A 19,544-nucleotide genomic window follows, 5' to 3' on the forward strand; every position below is an offset into this window, starting at 1 on the left:
CGCGTGCGCTTCGCGATGGCCGCAGGCTCACCGCAGCCACACATGCAGAGGCCGCTCGGGTTGGGACCAGCCGTGCTCGTCACGGGATCGCTCACCGTCAGGAGACGGTGATCTTGACGGAGCGCACGAAGCGCGCCGTGTCGTCGCCGTAGGCGGTGCCGGAGCCCGTGACCGGGTTGTCAGGGTCGGTGACGGGGACGAACTTCCCGCCGGCGGCCGGGTCGCCGTCGAACCGGCCGACGTCGGCGACCGTGTTCACGCCGACCCACGAGTCCGCGATGAAGCGGTTCTCGACCGTGTCGGGGTCCATGATCTGCACCGTGCGGATCGCGAGCCCCTGGTAGGACTGCGACGCGCCCCACGGCGCCCCGTTCGGGACGATCGGCGCGCGCTGCGCCATCGCGTACGCCGTCCGGTGGAAGGCGTACCCCTCGTCGGACGCGAGCGCCGGCGACGAGAAGACGTCGAACCCGGCGACCCGACCGATGCGCGCCTCGCGGAGCGTCTCGGTCGTGCCCGACTGGTCCGCCCGGACGAACCGGTCGGAGTTGAGGAATGCGGCCTCGAGGTCGGAGCCGCACACGATCACGCGTCCCGCCATCGGGACATGCGCGTTGTTGAGAAGCGTTCGCGCGCGTACCGCGACGTCGGAGTAGACGTCGTCGGTGGACTCGACGAACGCGATCGTGTTCGCGTAGGTCGCGCCGTTCATCGCGGTCGCGACCTCGTCCTCGAGCTGCTCGGCGATCCCCACGACGACCGGGTTGAGCACCTGCGCGGCGAAGTTGACGATGTCGAGCGTCATCTCCTCGTCGCTGATCCCGACGTCCTTGTAGACGTCGGTGTCGAGCGAGATGTCGACGGACCGCTCGTAGAGACCGTCCTTCGTGCGCGCGGCGCCGGAGCGCAGCGTGCGAGTGCGGGCCGGCGCGTAGGCGGGGAGCCGGATCGTGAGCGTGTCGTTCTTCCGACCCACCCAGTCGCCGAACCCGTCGCGCCACACGAGGCCGGGGAGCGTGAGCTCCCGCATGAGGAGGCCGAGAGCGGTCGAGACGACCTGCTCGGCCTTGACGAACGTGGACATCTGGAGGTTCTCCTATCTGGTTCTGCGACGAGTGGCGCGCACGCTCAGTACATGCGCGGCACCTTGGCCGCGAGTTTCTCCGGGTCTGACTCCTCCGGTTCGGAGGAGGGGGCGGCACCTGGCCGCAGTCGCTCCCGCGGACGCCGGCGGTCGTCGCCGTCGTCGTCGCGCTGGAACGAGGCGAGCAGCTCGTCGGCGTCCTTCTCGAGGTCCTCCTCGGAGTCACCGACGAGACGCTTCGCCTGCGTCTCGGTGAGGCCCTTGCGGAGCGCGACCCGAAGTCGCGCGGCCTCTGCCTCTGCCTTCCCGGCGCGGGACTCCGCGCCGGTGGCGCGCTCCTCGAGCTTCTCGTGGTCGCTCTTGGTCGCGTCCTCGTGCTGCTGCACCTTGCCCTTGAGGTCGTCCCGCTCGGACCTGAGCGAGCCGATGTCGTCGCGAAGGTTCGTGATGAGCTTCCACGCCTTCTCCGGGTCGAACTCCTCGGGGCTTCCCCACGGCGGCGTCTGTCCGCCGGCGTCGGCGCTACCGCCTCCGTCCGGGTTCGGGTTGCCGCCTTCGCCGGTGCCCTGCGGCTCCTGGCCGCTTTCGGCGCCGCCGCCCCCGCCGCCCCCGTCGCTGTCGAGGAGGAACCGGGGGTGTCGGTAGATGAACATGCAGACCCTCCTGGGGTCGATCGGTGTCGGCCGCCCGCCTGGGGCGGCCCGTCATCCGCCGGCGAGGAGCCGACGGAAAGCGTTGAGGGCGTCGTTGCTCGTGCCTCGCTCGAGCTCGCCCGCGTCGCGCGCGTCGCGCTGCGCCTGGTTGTAGAGGTCCCGGAACCGCTGGGACGCCTCGGGCATCCGCGTGTCCGCGTACGCCGGTTCCGCCGAGCACGCGCACGCGTCGTGCGCCTGGAACTCGGCGGTGTCCTCCCCGTGAAACACGGCGCCGCGCGAGGCGACCATCGCGCAGAACGCGCAAGGCCGCCCCGACGTGACGCGCTGCCAGCCGGTCGCGCGCCGGTCGGCTCCCGCGGAGAGGACGAGAGTGTCGCGTCCGCCCTGCAGGACGTGGCGGGTGACGGCGCCCGAAGTCTTCACGAGCGCGGTCTGCATCGCTGCCTGCGGCGACCGTCCGCCGGCGACGGCGCGCCCGACCGTCTGCTGCGCGGTGACGACGAGCGACGCGACGACGCGGTCCTCGTCGAGCGGTGGCGCCGGGATCGAGCGCGCCGCACCGCCGGCGCGCTCGGCGCGGCGGAACGACCCGAAGTAGTCGGCGGCCGCGGCACCCGAGACGCGGTGGTAGGTGCGGATGAGCGGGATCGTCGCGGCGGTGAGCTCGCCGAACGACGCGCCGTCGCCCTGCCAAATCGGCCAGACGCGCATGAAGTCTCGGAGGGCGCGCGCTCGCAGCTCGAGTTGCGCTTGCCGGTGCTGCGCCGTGAGCGTGGCGCCGGCGTCGGTGCGCGCCACGTCACGCCGCCTTGACGATCCGCACTTCGCGCTGCATCTCCCCGAACAGGAGGGTGTGCGAGGCGGGTTTCTGACCGCGCGCGATCTTGAGGTGCTCGATGTATCCGTCGCGCGCAGCCACCATCGGCACGCCGGCGTCGCGTAGCCGGGCCGACAGGTTGAAGTCGGAGCTGTAGCCGCGGGCGCGCCGCTCGGTGAACGCGCGGTAGGGGAAGCGTTCCCACATCTCGCGCGGCATCCCCGTAAGGCTGAAGCCCATGAAGTGCGTCGGGACGATCGCGTCCGGCCACGCGCGGACCGTGTCGACCGCGTAGAACGGGTACGCCTCGAGGCGCGGCTCGTCACCGACGAGCGGTGCGTGGCAGAGGTTCGCGAGCGGGGAGGTCGTGTGGAGCTTGCACCAGCCGGTCGCGGCCGGGTGTCCTTCCTCGAGGAGACGGACGACGCTGTCGAGCGCGGCCTGATCGACGATGCAGTCGTCGGAGCAGATGAGGTACGCGTCGTGATCGGTGTCGGCGACGATGCGCTCGTGGACCGGCCCGAGTCCGGCGTCGGTGTAGCCGCTCATCCATGCGACATCGCAGTCGAGCGCCTCGAAGCTGGCGAGCGCCTCGGGGATGCGGCGGATGTTCATGACGCAGACGAGCGGCTTCATGTGGCGTCTCCTGCCTGCCGCTCGAGGAGGTCCGCGAGGACTCGGAACGAGTCGCCTTGCTCGGCGGCCTGCTTCCACCGCTCGATGTCCTGGCGCGTCGCGCCGGGCACTCGCTCCCAGAGCTCCTGCGGCGGGATGCCGAGCATCGTCACGAGCTTGCCGAGCGCGTCGACGGTCGCGGCGAACGCGCGCGCCGACGTGTCCCGCCAGACGACCTGGGCGTCATCCGGGACCTCGGTCCCCATGAGGCGGCCGCTGAGCCAGAACGTCTGCTCGTGCGACTCGCCGAGGAGCGTCTTGCGCTCGTCGACCTTGCGGTCGCGGCCCGCCTCGGCGGCGGCGAGCGCCTCCGCGGACAGGTTGATGAGCTCGCCAATCAGCTCGTGCACCGGGGTCTGTGACAGCGTCGCGGCGTGCCGCAGCGACGCCTCCCGCGACTCGATGTACCCCTTGAGGTCGGTCTGCGAGAACTCGCCGAGCGTGAGGTCCTGCGGGTCCTCGTCGAACGTCCAGAGCGTCGAGGCGGCCGCCTTCATTTTCTCGGCCTCGTCCTCGGCGACCCACCCGATCGCGTACCGCTGCCGGAACGCGCTGTAGTGCTGCGCGACGAGGAGTCCGAACGTCGTGAGGTCGACCTGATCCTGCAGCCGCATGAGCGGCGCGATCTGCCCGCCCGTGGGCGTGTCGACGCGGGCGACTCCCGCGATCATGTCCGCGGGCTCGACCTCGTCGTCGGCGTCGAGGTCGTCCTCGTCGAGGTACCGGACGACGGGGACGACGGGGCTGCCGTGCGACCGCGTCTCGTCGTGCTCGAACTTGCCGTCCGACTTGCGGCGCACGTAGTAGACGTGCTCCTCGTCGAACATCCGCCAGAGCGTCCCGTCGAGCTGCTCGAGCGCCCACATCGGCCAGTCGAGGTCCTCGCCGTAGATGGCGGTCAGGCGACGAGGCGACGCGCCGCGGATCACGGGGCCGCGGTCGCCGGGCAGCACGACGGCGTACGCGGCGCCGTACGCGAACGCGGCGCGATGGATGCCGGACTGCCTGGCGTCGAGCCGGTTCCGCTGCCACGCCGCCCACACGTCGAGGTCGTCCTCGTCGTCCTTCCCGCGGAACCCGTCGACGAACGTCGACTGCGCGAGCGTCGAAACGACGATCTCGCAGAAGTTCACGCGGGCGATCCGCGCGAGCTGCCGGACCTGCGCCGGCGTGCTCGACGGGATGACCGCCGGGATCGCCTGGCGTCCCTTCCAGTACCGGCGGATCGTGTCGAGCTGGCGTCGCTCGCCAGCGTGGATCTCGTAGAGCTTCGCCGCCTGGTCGGCGGCGGCCTGCGCACTCAGCGGCACGCGAACCTCCTGACGTCACGTGAACACGGCGCGGCCGCTGCGCTTCTTCCGGGTCCGCTTGCCGCTGTTGAGGACGATCCGCCGGCCGAGGCGCGCGCCGACCATCGCGACGGCGTAGTCGACGAGCTTCGAGCTCGAGCGGGTCTGCTTCCCGATCGCGACGCCGAACTGGTTCGGACGCCGGCGCGCGTTGTGGACGTGGATGCGGAACATCGGCGGGCCGTCCCACGTGAGCGACGCGTCCTCGTCGATCGCCTGCGCCGTCTTCTCCGCTTCTTCGGTGAGCGCGCGGACGCGGTCGCGGCCGCCCGGTGTCGAGAAGCGCATGTCGAACGAGACGGCGGAGCCCTTCTTCCCTGGTGTCGCCCACTCGAGGACGTCGTCGCGGAAGTCGCGGTGCCACGCGTCGACGAGCTCCGCCCAGTAGAGCGCCTCGTCGTCGTCATCGCGGGCCGGCGACGGGTCGACGCCGAACCACTGGACGTGCCAGCGCTCGAACGCGTCGCGGACCTTCGCGTCGACCTCGTGCCGTGGCGCGAGCCATCCGGTGCCGCGGTCGCCTCGTGGCCGCTGCCAGCCGCCGAGCGCGAAGACGTGCCCGTCGCTGATCCGGCACCCGACGAGCACCGTCGCGTCCGAGGACTTCGAGCAGTCGAGGAACATCGCGATCCGCTCGCCCTCCTCGACGGTCGACTCGGACCGCAGGTCGTCGAACTTGCGCGGGTCGATCCACGCGTCCTCGGCGACGGGAAGGCTCGAGAAGTAGAACCGGATCGAGTCGGCGAGCGGGACGCGCGGGTCCTGCGCCTCGTCGCGGATGCGCTCGAGGTCGACCCACTGCGCGTCCGCGTACGCGGCGGCGAGCCCGGCCATCAGCTCGTCCTCGTCGTGCAGCGACAGGTGCGGCGGCGCCTCCCGCGAGTCGTAGAGGATGTCCCGCCGGCGCGTCCTGCCGGTCGCCTGCGCTTGCCACGCCTCGTAGGAGTCCTCGGCGACGGAGCCCTCGCCGGGCATGTGCGCGTTCGTCATCTCGAGGACGCGCGCCATGCCGCCGGGCGACTTGCCGACGTTGCGCCGTGCGACGCCGGCGAGCGCCTGCCCGCCGGACGTCTCGGTCATGTGGTGCGACTCGTTGAGGAAGACGGCGGTCGCCGGGTCGCCCTCCGCGGACCGCTCCGAGTTCGTGAGGAGCTCGATCCGCGAGCCGCCCTCGAGCTTCGTCGACAGGATGCCCTTGTCGAACCCGAACTCGGCGGCCATGTGCGAGTCGACCATCGCGTTCGCGACGCGCAGAGGGTCGGTCGCTTGCGCCTCCGAGTTCGCCGCGATCTGGACGAGCGCCATGCGATGGCGCTCCCCGATCCACCGGTCGCGGTGCCACACCGGCCGCGTCGGGCCGCAGAGCTCGGCGAGCGCCAGGACCGCGAGGAGCGGGTCCTTCCCGACGCCCTTCGCGCCGCGCTTCACGCCAGACCGGTAGCGCCAGCGTGGCACCGGGCCCGTGTCGCGCAGCGCGTACCAGAGGTGCACGAACCGGAGCTGGCCGCGGGTGAAGCGCCACGGCTCGCCGGTGAGGTGGTTGCGCAGCCATCGCTCGCACCACGCGACGACCTGCGGCCCGATCGTGAGGGAGTCCTCGAAGTCCGGTGGCCACGGGAGCGTGAGCCATGCGCCGGTCTCGGGCTCGACGTAGTAGCCGGGGAGGACCTCGCTCTCAGCCGACGCGGGCACGGTAGTCGTCGAGGTGCGGGACGTCCGCGTCCGCGTCCTCGGCGGCCGGCTCTGCGATCGTCCAGCGCAGGTCGGCGAGCGCCTTCGGGTTGAGGCCGAGTCGGTTGTCGAGCTCGCGCATCTCCTTCATGAGCGCGGTCGCGCCGCTCGCTGACTTCTTCAGCGTGGAGAGCGCGAACTCGACGCGCTTGATCGCGTCCTCGTCGGCGCCGGCGAGGAGATCGCCGAGGTCGAGGTCGTCGGTGAAGGCGATCGCGGCGAGCTCGTCCTCGAGCTGCGCGCGGCGAGCAACGAAGTACAGGGCGCCGTCGTCCCAGCGCGTCGCCTGGGGGAGGCGCCATGCCCAGCGCCACCACTTCGTGCCGGCCTCGCCGAGCTTGTACGCCTTCGGCACGGCGGGCGCTCGACCCTTGCGTCCCTCCGCGGGGAGGTGCGAGGTCTTGATCGTCGGCGCGTTGCGCCGACGGCGGTTCGGGTCCGGCAGCGGTCCGGACATCTCGGGGCCTCCTGGGCTCGTCCCGGCTCCTGGCCCGGGGTCCGATCGTGCGTCTCGAAGTTCGTGGCCGTTCGCGCGCCCGGGGGGAACTGAGAACCCGTACGCACTGTCAGGCGCTAACTCCCCGGTCTACGACGGAGAGGGATAGGGGGCTCCCCCCCCCACCCGCCCCTGCGCGGTCACGAGAGGAGACCGGGGTGCGGCTCGTTGCGAGCTGCGGTCGGCCGGCGGCTCGCGGTCGCGCGGTTGCATCGCTGGTGCTCAGGTCCGCGCGTGATCGACCGATCATCGTCGTCGTGCCCGAGGTCCCACGGCTCGTCGGGGCCGATGGGCTTGCCGCACCGCCAGCACGTGGCCGCGCCGGCAGCGACGTCACGGGCTGCGCGGGAGCGGCGCTGCTGGTGCGCAGCACCGTAGCCGCGGCGGGCGGAGCTGGGGCGCTTGCCGCTCACGCGTCGTCCTCGCGTGGTGATGGGACGATCGCGGAGATCGCGTCGATGCAGACGAGCGCGATGTCGCGCGTGTCGCCCCGGTCGATCGGCAGCTCGATGAACGCGAGCTCGTTGCTGAGGTTGCTCACCATGTCGGCAAGGTCGAGGAGCCGGGTGCGGATCGCGTCGACGGTCGCCGTCGTTCGGAGCGGAACGGGGTCGCCGTGGAGATAGACGTCCGTGCTCACGGTGGCGGCCAGGTCACTCATGCGGCCTGGCGGTGCTCGGCCTGGGCGGCGGCGATGATCTCGTGGGCATCGCGTGCGCTCAGCTCGCCGGCCTGGACGAGACGCACCGTGCGCTCGAGCTCGGCGACCTGGTCGTCGGGGAGGTCGAGCGCGGCGCGACGCACGAGCGCTGCGAGGCGCTCGTGCTGCCGGCGGCGGGCGGTGAGAATGCTGTCACGCATGACGAGGGGGGAGCGCGAGGCTCGTGTCGTCAGGCGGGGAGGAGAGGTCGTGACGCGCAGGAGACGAGGCCGATTCGTGCTGCTCGGCGTCGAAGGTCTCGCGCTCATCCGGGATGCTACGGCACGCGGCGGCAGGTGTCACGCGTCTTGGGGCGGCGCATCGTTACTCATGCCGACGTGCTCGCGGAGCAGGTCAATTGCGACTCGGATCTCGGCGATCTCCTGCATGCAGACGTTAAAGATCCCAACGAGCGTTGGCGAGTCGGGATAGTCCTCGTTTAGCTCTACGGCCTTGGCCCGCTCGGTGATCCGGTCGAGTTCTTTCTGAAGGCGATCCTCGTAGTTCATGACCTCACGGTAGACGGCGACCCGGAGACTTCTGGCGCCTGCCCGTGACGCACGAACTCCCGCTCACCTACGATCGGGTGATGTTCAAGGTCGGCGATCGAGTCCGCGGCACGCGCGGTCAGACCAGCGTCGAGGGGACCGTGCGTCGCGTAACGCCGCGGCGGATCTCCACGCTCGGCGGTGAGATTCCTGGGGACACGCAGCTCGACGTCGAGTGGGATGAGATCCCAGGCGCTACGACCGCCAAGCAGCGGACGTCCCGCGTGGTCGCCTCAGCGGTCGAGCCGGTGGTGCCTGAGTAGTTCACGAAGCGAGCCGCCGTGCGAGGTCGGCTGCGAGCGAGCGGCGGTCTCGCGCTCCGGCGTGCCGGCGGCTGGCCTGCTCGCGCCAGTGCCGGCCGAGCAGCCCGACGTCGACCGCCTCGGGCTCTTCGCGCATCGCCCGTGCCGGGTTGTTGGTGATCCCGAGCTCAGTGCCTGCGGGCCGAGAGGCTGGCGTCAGGAGGCGAAGTCCTTCGGCGAGCTCGAAGCGGATCACCCACACGAGCGTCTGGGCGTGCCGATCCTCGAAGCGATCGTGGACGTCCTGGTCGTCGACGGCGACGAGCTGCTCACCGGTCGCGTCGCACCGGTCGCACGGGTGCGCGTCGAGTGCGTGGACACGCAGCGGCCCTGCCGGCGCTTCCTTCCAACATTCGTGGCAGTCGACGGTCCCGTCCCCGTCGCACGCGTTGCACGGTTCGACCGGCGGCCACGCGTGGTCGTAGAGGGTCATCCAGTAATCGCGGAACGCGGTCGTGGTCTTGAAGCCTTCGCGCTGCGCGGCGCGCTGGTCGACTCGGCCGACCGGCTCGGGGCCGTCGACGCTCACGATGCGGATGCGCGCGATCTCGGGTTTCCCGCGGCCGCGCTGGACGGCGTAGTCTCGGCCGGACTTGAAGCGGCACGGGATGAGCCGGCCGTGGTTGTCGGTCTTCACCGGGCGGCGGGTCTCGGTCTTGCGACCTTCGAGGACCAGCCGGTCGAGGGGCTTCGAGAAGATCACGAGGGCACTTTCGTCGAGGCTTCTACGGTGGTCGCCATGCTTGAACTTCGGAAGTACCACCACATCCACGACATGGGCTGGAAGCGATTCGAGGACCTTGCGGAGGTGCCTCCGCTCGAGTTGCTCAGGGCGATGGACCGCCCCACCTTCAACGCCGACATGAGCGATGCGCTCGCCCTTGCCGCCGTGGTCTCCACGCTGCACCAGATGCAGGCGTCCGCGCGAGCTGCGGAGCGGCGAGCCCTGCGCGCCGCGTGGGCCGCCGTTCTTGTCGCGGCCGCTGCGGTGATTGTGACGGTGTTGCAGTAGCTCCCGGAGGTGACGTCGCGGTCGGCGCGTCGCCACCGGATGCGCCCGGTCGTCGACGCGGTTGGGGCGGGCCGGCCGATGCACTCGGCGAGGTAACGGTGGACGCGCTTACAGGTCCAGCGGTGCGACAGTCGCCGCTCGGCTTCCTCGCGAGCCCGTGCGAGCGGGTGAAGGATGCGTCGCGGCGCGAGCTCGTCGAGCGGTCGGCACAGGGCCCATCTGCCGGGCGGACTCGCGACCGGCGCGGGGAGGAGGGCTGTCGTGAGGAGCGCGCCCATGGTCATCCGCACGGGCCCCACTCCTCGACGCTGGCGATCTCGCTCGGAGGTCCGAGCTCGTCGTCGGCGGCGCGTGGGTGGCGGCGCTCGAGCGCATCGACACGGGTGCGCGCGAAGAGGAGGTTGAGCTCCGCGCGGTCGAGGGCGCGGTACGCTCGGCGGAGCTTGCGGGTGTGCCTGCCCGTCGTGAGGAACGCGGCGAGGCGTGCGAACTCAGTGCGAACACGCGGAGCCTCGTCGGGGTCGCCTGGGACCCCTTGAGGCATGTCGTTCGCCGGGGATTCGTCGGTTCCTGGGCCGGGGAGACGCCCATGGTAAGGAAGGGGTCGCCGGTTCGAGTCCGGCAGAGGGCTTCCGTCGTGTGCAGGTCTTCGGCGAGGCGGGCTGGGTCTCGCGGAGAACCGGGTTGGCTGGTTCCCTCTCATCGTTCACACGGGAGTCGCACCGCTCGGCCGAGGGAGCGGAGCGCTGTGCCGAGCGTCACTGGAAGGTGGAGCCGCACGGAGCCTGCAAGGGCGGTCGGCGCGGGGGGGGGGTCTGGATCAACCGCGATCCAGGTATCCGGTACGCCACGACCGCGTCTCTGTCGTGGGCCGACCTCCCGGCAGAGGGATCGTGAACCGGCGTAGCCTGGTTCCGTGAGCGTCGAGCCGAACGACCTTCCGGCAGTCCGGTGGCGCGTCCGTCCGGGCCTGCCCGTGGAGGCCGAGGCGGCGATGCGAGAGCTCGCGGCGACGCTGCTCGACGACGTCTCGTCCATCTCCCAGCATCTCGCCGACCACGTCCTGCGGCACGTGCCCGAGCTGTCCCGGCCGCAGGATCCGACGTGGCCGGCGACGGTCTACCGGGCCGCGCGGTCGAACGCCAGCGCGATCCTGTCGATGCTCGCGGAGGGGGTCGCGGGGAGCGCGGCGGAGACGCCGCTCGAGGCGCGCGCGTTCTACGAGCGCCTGGCCGAGCACGAGGACGGCCTGGTCGCGGTGCTGCGCACCTACCGGCTCGGCATCGCGGAGCTGTGGCAGATCTGGGCGGCACACGTCGGTGCCTCCGAGGACCAGCACGAGGCGACCTGCGCCATCCTCGCGGCCAGTACCGCCGACTTCGACGCCTACCAGGACCGGATGGCCGAAGAGTCGATCGCGCACTGGCGCGAGACCCGGCTGCGCAAGAGCGCGGGGCTCGACCGGTCCCCCGCCGACATCGTGCGTGAGGCTCTCGCCGGCGGGCGGGCAGAGGACCTCGCGAAGCTCGGCTACGACGTCGAGGCCGCGCACCTCGCGATCGCGCTGCCGCCCGGGGACGACGAGGGCCTCGCCTCCGCGCTGGCCACCCGGATCCGCGGCCGGCTTGCGCTCGCGACGGTGCTGCTCACCCACGAGGCGGCGCAGGTGGTGTGGGTCGCCATGACCGACGCAGCGGTGTCCGAGGAGCAGATCGGCCGGCTGGTGGCGCCGAAGGTCGCCGCGGGCTTCAGCAACCGCAACCGCGGCGCGGCGGGGTTCCGCACGAGTCACCGCGAGGCCGTCGACGCGCTGCGGCTGGGCGTCCTCGGCGGCCGCGATGCCGTCACGCACCACGATGACATCGCGCTCGTCGCCGCGCTCAGCGCCGACCCGGAACGTGCTCGAGCGCTCATCCGGCGCGAGATCGGGCCGCTGCTCGGCGACCGGGAGCCGTCGCGGCGGCTGCGGGAGACGCTGCGCGCGTACTTCGCCGTGGGAGAGAGCCACGTGCGGGCGGCGCAGCGCCTCGGGGTGCACGAGAAGACCGTGACCTACCGGGTCCGGCAGGCCGAGGACCTGCTCGGGCGCCGTCTCGCCGAGCGCCGGGTCGAGCTCGAGTCGGCGCTCCTGCTCCACGAGGTCATGTCGGTCGGCCGCTGAGCGCTCTTGTCGTCCGCCGATAAACGGCCGAGCGGATTCCTCTTCGGCCGCGGTCGCCTCCGGCGTGCGGCGCGCGTACGGTCGGCGCATGAGGACAGCGGTCATCGGAGGCGGTCCCGCGGGGTGCGCCGCGGCCTACACGCTCGGCAAGCGCGGGCATCAGGTGCTGCTCCTGGAGGCGCAGGACCAGATCGGAGGCCGCACGCAGCAGAAGCACCGCGAGGGGTTCAACCTCGGCTCCGGCGCGCTGTTCCTGATGGGCGGCATCTACCCGCGGACGAACGCGCTGCTGAAGGAGCTGGGCCGCGACGACGAGCTCGTGCCGTGGGACGCCCGCACGCACGTCATCGACGCCGACGGCTCCCGGTACGAGGTCGGCTTCGATCAAGTCATCAGCTTCCTCAAGCTGCCCGTCTTCTCCACGGCGGAGAAGCTCAGGATCGCGGCCGGGGTCGCGTCGCAGCTCGTGCGACGCGGCCCGACGTCGTGCTTCGACGGCCGGGACCTCGCGAAGTACGACCGCGGCGAGACGCTCGAGACGTGGTCGCGCCGCGTGCTCGGCGACAAGGGGCACGACTACATCACGGTCCCGTACATGGGGTTCCTCTACGCGGTCCCGATGACGTGGCTGTCGACGCCGCTCTTCCAGGCGATCCTGCAGCAGTTCTACAAGCTCGAGCTCTCCGTCCCGCCGGGGGGCGTCGGCCAGATCTCCGACTGGCTCATCGCCGGGACGCCGACCCTCGACGTGCGGACCTCGGCCCCGGCGAAGGAGCTCGCGCGGACCGCGTCCGGCTGGGCGGTGACCGCCGGCGGCGAGATCCACGAGGTCGACGGCGTCGTCATCGCCTCCGAGCCCGGCGTGAGCGCCGACCTGCTCGACGGGCTCGTGCGCGACGAGGCGATCGTCAAGCTCCGCGGCTGCCAGTACTCCGAGTACGCCCACGCGCAGGTGTGCTGGAAGAAGAACCCGTACCCGGGCGAGCGGATCAGCGTCGCCCTGCCCGCCAACCAGCCCGAGGCCGTGTGGGGAGCGGCCGTCCTGCAGAGCCACCGCCACCCCGGCACGGTGCCGCCCGGCGGCGAGGCCGTCGGCGTCTACTTCTACACGCCGCCGCTCGCCACGATGACCGACGAGGAGATCACGCAGGCCGCGATCGACGCCGCCACGCAGGCCTACGGCCCCGCCCCCGACCCGGACTTCGTGGAGCTCTTCCACTACGAGCGCGGGTTGTCGATCGCCGGCCCCGGCCACTACGCCACCCTCAACTCCGTGCACCGCGACATGCCGCAGGGCATCGCGCTCGCCGGCGACTACTTCGCCCACGCCGGCGTGGAGGCCGCCATCGTCAGCGGCGAGCAGGCCGTCGACCGTCTCGCCGAGGGCGCCGCGGCGACCCAGGTGGCCGCGCTCGGCCGCGCCCCCGAGGCGCTCTTCGCGCAGGTCCCCGCCCGTGAGCGGGTCGGCGAGGACGCCGCGCGCTGACCCGCGGGCCGGTCATCGGAGAAGCTCCCGCTCAGCGTGAGCGTCTCCGATCGGTGTCGTGAGCGCTGCCGCACCGCGTCCGTCGCGGATCCGGCCCATCCCCTGACGTCCCCACTCCGCGCGGGTACCGAAGATGACCCCCGCGGGAGAGGCGCGGCAGCGAGGCGTCGGCGAACGTGTGGCCCACGCACGTCGGAGCGAGGAGAGGCCAGGTCGGCGGCAGGTTCGCGACCCGCCCTCGTCCCCTCCGTCCCTCGACGAAGGCGACATCGGCACGCCGGTGTCCGTCGAGGCGTGAGAGCGCGCCGTGACTCACTGCAAGGAGACCAGAAGATGACCGCCACCCCACCCTCGTCGAGTACCGAGCTCCACCCCGGCTCACCGCAGGCCTTCGTGGATGGCAGCTACAGCTCGATCTTCGCCAAGCTGCGGGCGGAGGATCCCGTCAGCTACTGCCCCGAGAGCGAGTTCGGCCCTTACTGGTCCGTCACGCGTCACGAGGACATCATGTTCGTCGAGAGGCACCCGAAGGAGTTCTCCTCGGCCTCGCGGCACGGAGGCGTCCTCATCATGGACATCTTCACGTCGGACCTCCCGGCCTTCATCCAGATGGATCCGCCGGAGCACACCCCGCGTCGCAAGGCCGCATCCCCCGCGGTGGCCCCGGACAACCTCGCGAAGCTCGAGGACCTCATCCGCGAGCGCACGGGCGACGTGCTCGACTCGCTGCCGATCGGCGAGGAGTTCGACTGGGTCGAGAAGGTGTCCCTCGATCTCACCGCGAAGATGCTCGCGACGCTCTTCGACTGGCCGATCGAGGACCGCTTCCAGCTGACGCGCTGGTCCGATCTCACGACGACGATCCCCGGCGTCGGCGGCATCGTCGAGACCGAGGAGGAGCGCACCGCCGAGCTGATGGGCGCCGGCGCCATCTTCGGCGAGCTCTTCCAGCAGCGCGGCGCCGAGGAGCAGAGGGGCGACCTCATCAGCATGCTCGCGCACAACCCGGCGGCGGAGGACATGACCCCGCAGGACATCCTCGGCGACATGCTCCTGCTGATCGTCGGCGGCAACGACACGACGCGCAACTCGATGACCGGGAGCGTGCTCGCCATGAATCGCTTCCCCGAGCAGTACGCGAAGCTCTGCGCCCGCCCCGACCTGGTCCGCAACGCGGTGTCGGAGTTCATCCGCTGGCAGACCCCGCTCGCGCACATGCGCCGGACCGCGATCGAGGACGTCGAGCTCGCCGGCAAGCAGATCCGCAAGGGCGACAAGGTCGTCATGTGGTACATCTCGGGCAACCGCGACGAGTCCATCTTCGCGGACGCCGAGAGCCTCGACATCGAGCGCGACAACGTCCGGCGACACGTCTCGTTCGGCTTCGGGATCCATCGCTGCGTCGGCAACCGCCTCGCCGAGCAGCAGCTGCGGATCCTCTGGGAGGAGATCCTGAAGCGCTGGCCCGAGCCCGGCCAGATCGTCGTCACCGGCGACGCGGCGCCGGTCCCGTCGTCCTTCGTGAAGGGCTACCTCAGCATGCCCGTCCGCATCGACGCCTGAGCCGGGGAGGAGACGATCATGGGAACGGTCAAGTTCATCGCCGACGGCGGCGAGACGCACGAGGTCGAGGTGGCCGACGGCGAGAGCCTGATGGAGGCGGCGACCGCCAATCTCGTGCCGGGGATCGACGGCGACTGCGGCGGCGTGTGCGCGTGCGCGACCTGCCACGTCCACGTCGAGCCCGCCTGGGCCGACAAGCTCGCGTCCATGGGCGACGACGAGGACACGATGCTCGAGCTGACGGACGCCCGGGACCAGCAGTCGCGGCTCGGCTGTCAGATCAAGATGTCGCCCGAGCTCGACGGCATCACGGTCCGCCTGCCCCTCGGGCAGCACTGAGCCGGGAGGCGAGCGCCCGTGGGTGAGCCACGCTGCGTCGTCGTCGGCGCCGGCCACGCGGCGGCGCAGATCGCTCCCTCGCTGCGGCAGTCGGGCTGGGAGGGGGCGATCACGATCCTCGGTGAGGAGCAGGCCGTCCCGTATCACCGGCCGCCCCTGTCGAAGGCGTACCTGGCCGGGGAGAAGAGCCTCGACGAGATCCTCATCCGCCCGGCCGCCGCCTACGAGAAGATCGACGTCGAGCTGCGGCCCGGGTGCCGCGTCGAGTCGCTCGCCCCGGACGACGGGGCCGTGCTCCTCGCCGGCGGCGAGCGGGTGCCCTACGACGCGCTCGTCCTCGCGGTCGGCTCGCGCGCCCGACGCCTGCCGCTGCCCGGCAGCGATCTGCCCGGCGTCCACTACCTGCGTGACATCGCCGACGTCGAGCGCATCCGCCCGGACGTCCGCACCGGGGCGAACGCCGTCATCGTCGGCGGCGGCTACATCGGGCTCGAGACGGCCGCGGTCCTGAGGAGACTCGGGATGAGGGTCACGGTCCTCGAGATGATGGACCGGGTGATGCAGCGGGTGACCGCCGAGCCCGTGTCCGACTTCTACGCGCGCGTGCACCGCGAGGAGGGCGTCGAGATCGTCACGAACGTGGGAGTGACGACCTTCGAGGGGGACGGGCACGTGCGGTCGGTCGTGTGCGACGACGGGAGCGACCACCCTGCGGACCTCGTCGTCATCGGCGCCGGCATCGTCCCCAACGTCGAGCTCGCCGCCGAGGCCGGTCTCGACGTCGATGACGGCATCGCCGTCGACGAGCACTGCCGGACGAGCGGCGAGCGGATCTACGCGATCGGGGACTGCGCCAGGCACTACGACCCGCGGTACGGCCGCCGCGTCCGACTCGAGTCGGTGCAGAACGCCACGGGGCAGGCGAAGGTCGCCGCCGCGGCGATCTGCGGGAAGGCGCGGGCCTACGACGAGCTCCCGTGGTTCTGGTCCGATCAGCACGACCTCAAGCTCCAGATCGCCGGCCTCTCCCAGGGCTTCGACGACGTCGTGATCCGGGGCGACGCCGAGAACGGCCGGAGCTTCGCCGCCTTCTACTTCGCGGGCACCCGCCTCCTGGCCGTCGACGCCGTCAATCGCCCGGCCGAGTTCGTCTTCGGGAGGAAGGCGCTCACGACCGGCTCGCCCGTCGACAAGGGCCGTCTGCACGACGAGGGGGTGCCGCTGGGCGAGCTCGTCGGCTAGGACGACGCCCGGACCCTGTGCCCAGGGCCCCGGTGCATGTTAGGCGCGATTCACGCCAGGTTCGAAAGCACCCTTGATCACTGGTGGAAATCGTGACGAAGGCACGTTAGCCTGGTGCTATGTCACCGGGAGGGGTCGCCGCTGCCACCGTCGCCAAGCGCCCGAACCGGCGCACCGTGCGAGCACGTCGCGACCGCGGGTGCCGCGAGCCGCTGGAGTCCGCTCGGGCGCTGCTGCGACAGGCCGCGACGCTGACCGGCGACCCGGCGTTCGCCGAGCCCGTGGACGGGACGGATCCCGATGCCGTCGCACGACTGCTGGAGTCCGGCGTCGACGCGCTGTTCGACCACCTCAACGCGCCCGGCTCCAGGCACCCGGTCGAGGCGACCACGATGCTCATCGCCGGCATGTACCGCTGCCAGCGGGAGCTGCGCGAGCACGGAGCGCAGCGCCGGCTGCACGGCCTGATGTCGGTGCAGGAGGGGCTCACGCACCTGCACGCGGCGACGACGATGCAGCGCCTGCTCGAGCTCGCGCCGGCGGAGCTGTGTCGCAGCTGCGGCGTCGAGCGTTGCGTGGTCTTCCGGGTCGAGGACTCCACGCTCGTCGCGACCGGGGTCCACGTCGAGGGGGACGCCGAGCGTGCCGCGCAGCTGCTCGACTTCGCCAGCGCGCAGCCGCTGCCGCTCACCAGGATGGTCATCGAGACCGAGATGCTGCGTCGCCGGGCGCCGGCGATCGTCCACGACGCGGTCGAGGACGCCCGCACCTTCAAGCCCTTCGTGCGCGAGTTCGGCACCACGTCCTACGTCGCCGCGCCGGTCGTCTTCGAAGCCAACGTGATCGGCTTCGTGCACGCCGACCGAGGGGTCACCGGGCGGCCCGTGGACGCCGTCGATCGCGACCTGCTGTGGGCGTTCGCCGAGGGCTTCGCGTGGGCGGTCGAGCGCGCCACGCTGATGGAGCGCGTGGAGGCCCAGCGCGCGCACGTCAAGCAGATGCTGGCATCGACGTCGTCGGTACTCGACGAGCTGTCGGCCAGCGGCGTGGCGATCGTGGCCGGCGGGCAGCGAACCGGCCGCGCGGCGGTCACCGCCGCTGCGCGCATGGTCGCGCCGGAGCTGTCGGCCCATTCGCAGCTCGAGTCGCTGCTGACGCGACGCGAGCGGGAGGTGCTCGCCCTCATGGGAACGGGCGCCACCAACGCCGAGATCGCTCAGCAGCTGGTGATCGCCCACGGGACCGCCAAGTCGCACGTCAAGCACGTGCTGCGCAAGCTGCGGGCCTCCAACCGGGCCGAGGCGGTCTCACGCTACCTGCGCCTCGTGGCGCAGGACGCCGGACGCTGAGGGGACGGGGAGGCCGGCGCGGGAGCTGGAGGCTCGCCGACGACCGGGGGGCGTGCGCCTGTCTCAGGACGTCATCTGCATGAACTGCTGGATCAGCGCCACCAGCGTCTCCGGCGCGTCCTCCTGGCAGAAGTGGCCGGCATCGGCGAGCTCCACGAGCGGCCCCGCCGGCCACATCGCGCGGAAGTCCTTGATCGCGATCCCGGGCGGGACGGCCTGGTCCTTCATGCCCGTGGCGAACATCGCCGGCTTGGCCTTGAGATCGTCGATGCCCGGGAGGATCTCGACCACGTAGTCCGCCATGCGGTTGAGGTAGGCGTCGAGCGGGAAGGCGATCCCGCCCTTGCACGACTCCGGCGTCGGGAACGGCGCCGAGTACGCCCGGATCCACGTGTCGTCGATCACGGCCGAGTTCTCGAAGTTCATGATCTTCATGACGTCGAGCACGGTGCTTCCGAGGTTGCCGAGCACGGACTCGGTGCGGCCCGACTCATAGCCCTCGTCGATCCAGCGAAACCAGCGCGAGCCCATGAGGTGCTGGAGGTCCTCGCCCCCGGCGGCGACGCTCCCCAGCAAGGAGAGCGTGTTCATCAGACACAGCCGCTGCACCCGCTCGGGATGCTGGGCGGTGTAGGCGCAGGCGATGGGACCGCCCCAGTCCTGCGCGACGAAGGTGATGTCGGTCAGCTCGAGCTCGTCGAGCAGCGCGGTGAGGTTCTCGACATGGGTGCGGAGCGTGTACTCGCGGTCCTGCGGCGTCTCGCTCTTGCCGAACCCCATGTGGTCGGGCACGACCACGCGGTTGGTCCGCGAGAGCGGCGGGATGAAGTTGCGATACAGGTAGCCCCAGGTCGGCTCCCCGTGCAGGCAGACCACGGGCGGTCCCCCCGAGTCGGCGCCTTCGTCGACGTAGTGCATGCGGAACCCGGGGGCCGTGCTGACATGCGGGTCGAAGGGGAACGTGCCGTCGAATGTCTCTCCCAGGTCCACCATGGGAGGGACGCTAACACCCGGCGATGTCTGAACCGCGCCGTGCGCGGACGGCGACCGAGTGCTTGCCCGGGACGAGCAGGCACATCCCACGCGGTCGGTCACGTGTCGACGGCCTGGCCGAAGAAGTCCAGCAGCACGCGTGCGGCGGTGCGGGGCACCTCGGCGTGGAAGAAGTGCCCGGCGAAGGGCAGGAGCGTGACCTCGCCGCGGGCGCCGGGGACCTCGTCGGCGAGCCGCTGTCCCCACGACGGCGGCACGAACCGGTCCTCGGCCGCCCAGATGACCTTGGCCGGGCGGTCGAAGGCGCGGAGCGCCGGGACCGCGTCCCTCGTCCAGCGGTTGTCCTGCGACCGGGTGTAGGAGCACCAGCCCTCGAGCCGCCGGCCGCCCGCGCGCAGCGGAGCGACCCAGTCGTCGAACAGCGCGTCGGGGATGCGGCGGCGCACGGTGGTCGACGAGAAGGGGAACAGCCAGGGACGCAGCGCGTTGGACAGGACGCCCATCACCGCCGGCACGCGGGAGGCGCCCATGAGCAGGTCCACGACGGGCACCGGCCAGTTGTCGAAGCAGGCGACGTCGCAGAGCGCCATCGCGCGGACCCGCTCGCCGTGGCGGACGAGGTACTGCTGGCCGTGCGCACCGCCCTGGTCGTGCAGGGCCAGGAGGTGGTCCGTGACGCCGAGGCCGTCGAGCAGCTCGGCGAACATGTCGGCCTGGCCCGGGCTCGCCACGTCGGCTCCCGGCGCCGGCAAGGACTCCCCGAGTCCGAGGAGGTCTGGGACGATGCAGTCGAAGCGCGTGCCGAGGTCGCCCAGCAGCGGCTCCCACAGGCGGCTGCTGGTCGGGATGCCGTGGACGAGCAGGAGGGGCGGGCCGCTGCCGTGGCGCAGGTAGGCGACCTCTCCGCAGGACAGCGAGGCTCGCTGCCGGGCCAGCGTGCCGAAGCCCATCGACTCCGGCTCGGGCGGCGGGACGCTGATGCGGGTGCGCGCGGTGAGCATGGCCCGACCCTACCCTCGGATGGGGAGGCCGCCCGCTGGG

At 71.5% G+C, this 19,544-nt stretch carries 21 protein-coding genes; 7 read left to right on the plus strand and 14 right to left on the minus strand.

Features of this window, described 5'->3' with window-relative positions; genetic code table 11:
* Positions 1–97: 97 nt before the first annotated feature.
* The 10 genes from ACME2J_RS07905 to ACME2J_RS07950 all read right to left on the minus strand — a co-directional run bounded on the left by ACME2J_RS07905 (position 98) and on the right by ACME2J_RS07950 (position 8,017).
* Positions 98–1,084: a phage major capsid protein gene (locus ACME2J_RS07905; RefSeq protein WP_495544347.1), complete on the minus strand. Its 987-nt coding sequence runs from the start codon at positions 1,082–1,084 to the stop codon at positions 98–100.
* 44 nt (positions 1,085–1,128) lie between these two features.
* Positions 1,129–1,737 (minus strand): hypothetical protein, encoded by a 609-nt coding sequence (locus tag ACME2J_RS07910; protein ID WP_495544348.1) that lies wholly within the window; start codon positions 1,735–1,737, stop codon positions 1,129–1,131.
* 51 nt (positions 1,738–1,788) lie between these two features.
* Positions 1,789–2,538: a VG15 protein gene (locus ACME2J_RS07915; protein WP_495544349.1), complete on the minus strand. Its 750-nt coding sequence runs from the start codon at positions 2,536–2,538 to the stop codon at positions 1,789–1,791.
* A 1-nt stretch (position 2,539) separates the two neighbouring features.
* Entirely contained in the window at positions 2,540–3,193 is a 654-nt protein-coding gene (locus tag ACME2J_RS07920; RefSeq protein WP_495544350.1) for a hypothetical protein, read from the minus strand.
* Positions 3,190–4,542, minus strand: a complete 1,353-nt coding sequence (locus ACME2J_RS07925; RefSeq protein WP_495544351.1) for a phage portal protein — start codon at positions 4,540–4,542, stop codon at positions 3,190–3,192. The genes ACME2J_RS07920 and ACME2J_RS07925 overlap by 4 nt, the downstream gene beginning before the upstream one ends.
* Positions 4,543–4,557: 15 nt before the next feature.
* Positions 4,558–6,273 (minus strand): terminase, encoded by a 1,716-nt coding sequence (locus ACME2J_RS07930; protein ID WP_495544352.1) that lies wholly within the window; start codon positions 6,271–6,273, stop codon positions 4,558–4,560.
* Entirely contained in the window at positions 6,257–6,769 is a 513-nt protein-coding gene (locus ACME2J_RS07935) for a hypothetical protein (RefSeq protein ID WP_495544353.1), read from the minus strand. The genes ACME2J_RS07930 and ACME2J_RS07935 overlap by 17 nt, the downstream gene beginning before the upstream one ends.
* 448 nt (positions 6,770–7,217) lie before the next feature.
* On the minus strand, positions 7,218–7,469 hold the full coding sequence (locus tag ACME2J_RS07940) for a hypothetical protein (RefSeq protein WP_495544354.1): 252 nt from the start codon (positions 7,467–7,469) through the stop codon (positions 7,218–7,220).
* On the minus strand, positions 7,466–7,669 hold the full coding sequence (locus tag ACME2J_RS07945) for a hypothetical protein (protein WP_495544355.1): 204 nt from the start codon (positions 7,667–7,669) through the stop codon (positions 7,466–7,468). Before ACME2J_RS07945 ends, ACME2J_RS07940 begins: the two co-directional genes overlap by 4 nt.
* Before the next feature lie 138 nt (positions 7,670–7,807).
* Positions 7,808–8,017 (minus strand): hypothetical protein, encoded by a 210-nt coding sequence (locus ACME2J_RS07950; RefSeq protein WP_495544356.1) that lies wholly within the window; start codon positions 8,015–8,017, stop codon positions 7,808–7,810.
* Positions 8,018–8,097: 80 nt separating this feature from the next.
* Here ACME2J_RS07950 and ACME2J_RS07955 point away from each other — a divergent pair, with 80 nt between their 5' ends.
* Positions 8,098–8,319, plus strand: a complete 222-nt coding sequence (locus tag ACME2J_RS07955; protein WP_495544357.1) for a hypothetical protein — start codon at positions 8,098–8,100, stop codon at positions 8,317–8,319.
* Position 8,320: 1 nt separating this feature from the next.
* Here ACME2J_RS07955 and ACME2J_RS07960 read toward each other — a convergent pair whose 3' ends face one another.
* Together ACME2J_RS07960 and ACME2J_RS07965 are read right to left on the minus strand one after the other, a co-directional pair.
* Positions 8,321–9,454, minus strand: a complete 1,134-nt coding sequence (locus tag ACME2J_RS07960; RefSeq protein ID WP_495544358.1) for an ASCH domain-containing protein — start codon at positions 9,452–9,454, stop codon at positions 8,321–8,323.
* Between the two features lie 196 nt (positions 9,455–9,650).
* Positions 9,651–9,914 carry a hypothetical protein gene (locus ACME2J_RS07965; RefSeq protein WP_495544359.1) on the minus strand — a complete coding sequence of 88 codons (264 nt, stop codon included), beginning with the start codon at positions 9,912–9,914 and terminating at the stop codon, positions 9,651–9,653.
* 372 nt (positions 9,915–10,286) lie between these two features.
* On the opposite strand from ACME2J_RS07965, the gene ACME2J_RS07970 reads away from it, so the two are divergent.
* The 6 genes from ACME2J_RS07970 (at position 10,287) to ACME2J_RS07995 (ending at position 17,510) form a co-directional block, all read left to right on the plus strand.
* Positions 10,287–11,531, plus strand: a complete 1,245-nt coding sequence (locus ACME2J_RS07970; RefSeq protein ID WP_495544360.1) for a PucR family transcriptional regulator — start codon at positions 10,287–10,289, stop codon at positions 11,529–11,531.
* Positions 11,532–11,619: 88 nt separating this feature from the next.
* The gene (locus ACME2J_RS07975) at positions 11,620–13,017 is read left to right on the plus strand and encodes a protoporphyrinogen/coproporphyrinogen oxidase (RefSeq protein WP_495544361.1); all 1,398 of its coding nucleotides are present in this window, start codon (positions 11,620–11,622) and stop codon (positions 13,015–13,017) included.
* 333 nt (positions 13,018–13,350) lie between these two features.
* Positions 13,351–14,580, plus strand: coding sequence for a cytochrome P450 (locus tag ACME2J_RS07980; protein ID WP_495544362.1), 1,230 nt, complete (start codon positions 13,351–13,353; stop codon positions 14,578–14,580).
* 18 nt (positions 14,581–14,598) lie between these two features.
* On the plus strand, positions 14,599–14,919 hold the full coding sequence (locus ACME2J_RS07985) for a 2Fe-2S iron-sulfur cluster-binding protein (protein ID WP_495544363.1): 321 nt from the start codon (positions 14,599–14,601) through the stop codon (positions 14,917–14,919).
* Positions 14,920–14,937: 18 nt separating this feature from the next.
* Positions 14,938–16,161, plus strand: coding sequence for an NAD(P)/FAD-dependent oxidoreductase (locus tag ACME2J_RS07990; protein WP_495544364.1), 1,224 nt, complete (start codon positions 14,938–14,940; stop codon positions 16,159–16,161).
* A 392-nt stretch (positions 16,162–16,553) separates the two neighbouring features.
* The gene (locus ACME2J_RS07995; protein ID WP_495544365.1) at positions 16,554–17,510 is read left to right on the plus strand and encodes a LuxR C-terminal-related transcriptional regulator; all 957 of its coding nucleotides are present in this window, start codon (positions 16,554–16,556) and stop codon (positions 17,508–17,510) included.
* Between the two features lie 63 nt (positions 17,511–17,573).
* Here ACME2J_RS07995 and ACME2J_RS08000 read toward each other — a convergent pair whose 3' ends face one another.
* Both ACME2J_RS08000 and ACME2J_RS08005 read right to left on the minus strand, forming a co-directional pair.
* Positions 17,574–18,503 (minus strand): alpha/beta fold hydrolase, encoded by a 930-nt coding sequence (locus ACME2J_RS08000; RefSeq protein WP_495544366.1) that lies wholly within the window; start codon positions 18,501–18,503, stop codon positions 17,574–17,576.
* Between the two features lie 98 nt (positions 18,504–18,601).
* Positions 18,602–19,504: an alpha/beta fold hydrolase gene (locus ACME2J_RS08005; protein ID WP_495544367.1), complete on the minus strand. Its 903-nt coding sequence runs from the start codon at positions 19,502–19,504 to the stop codon at positions 18,602–18,604.
* Positions 19,505–19,544: the final 40 nt, after the last annotated feature.

Source organism: Paraconexibacter sp. (assembly GCF_059438195.1).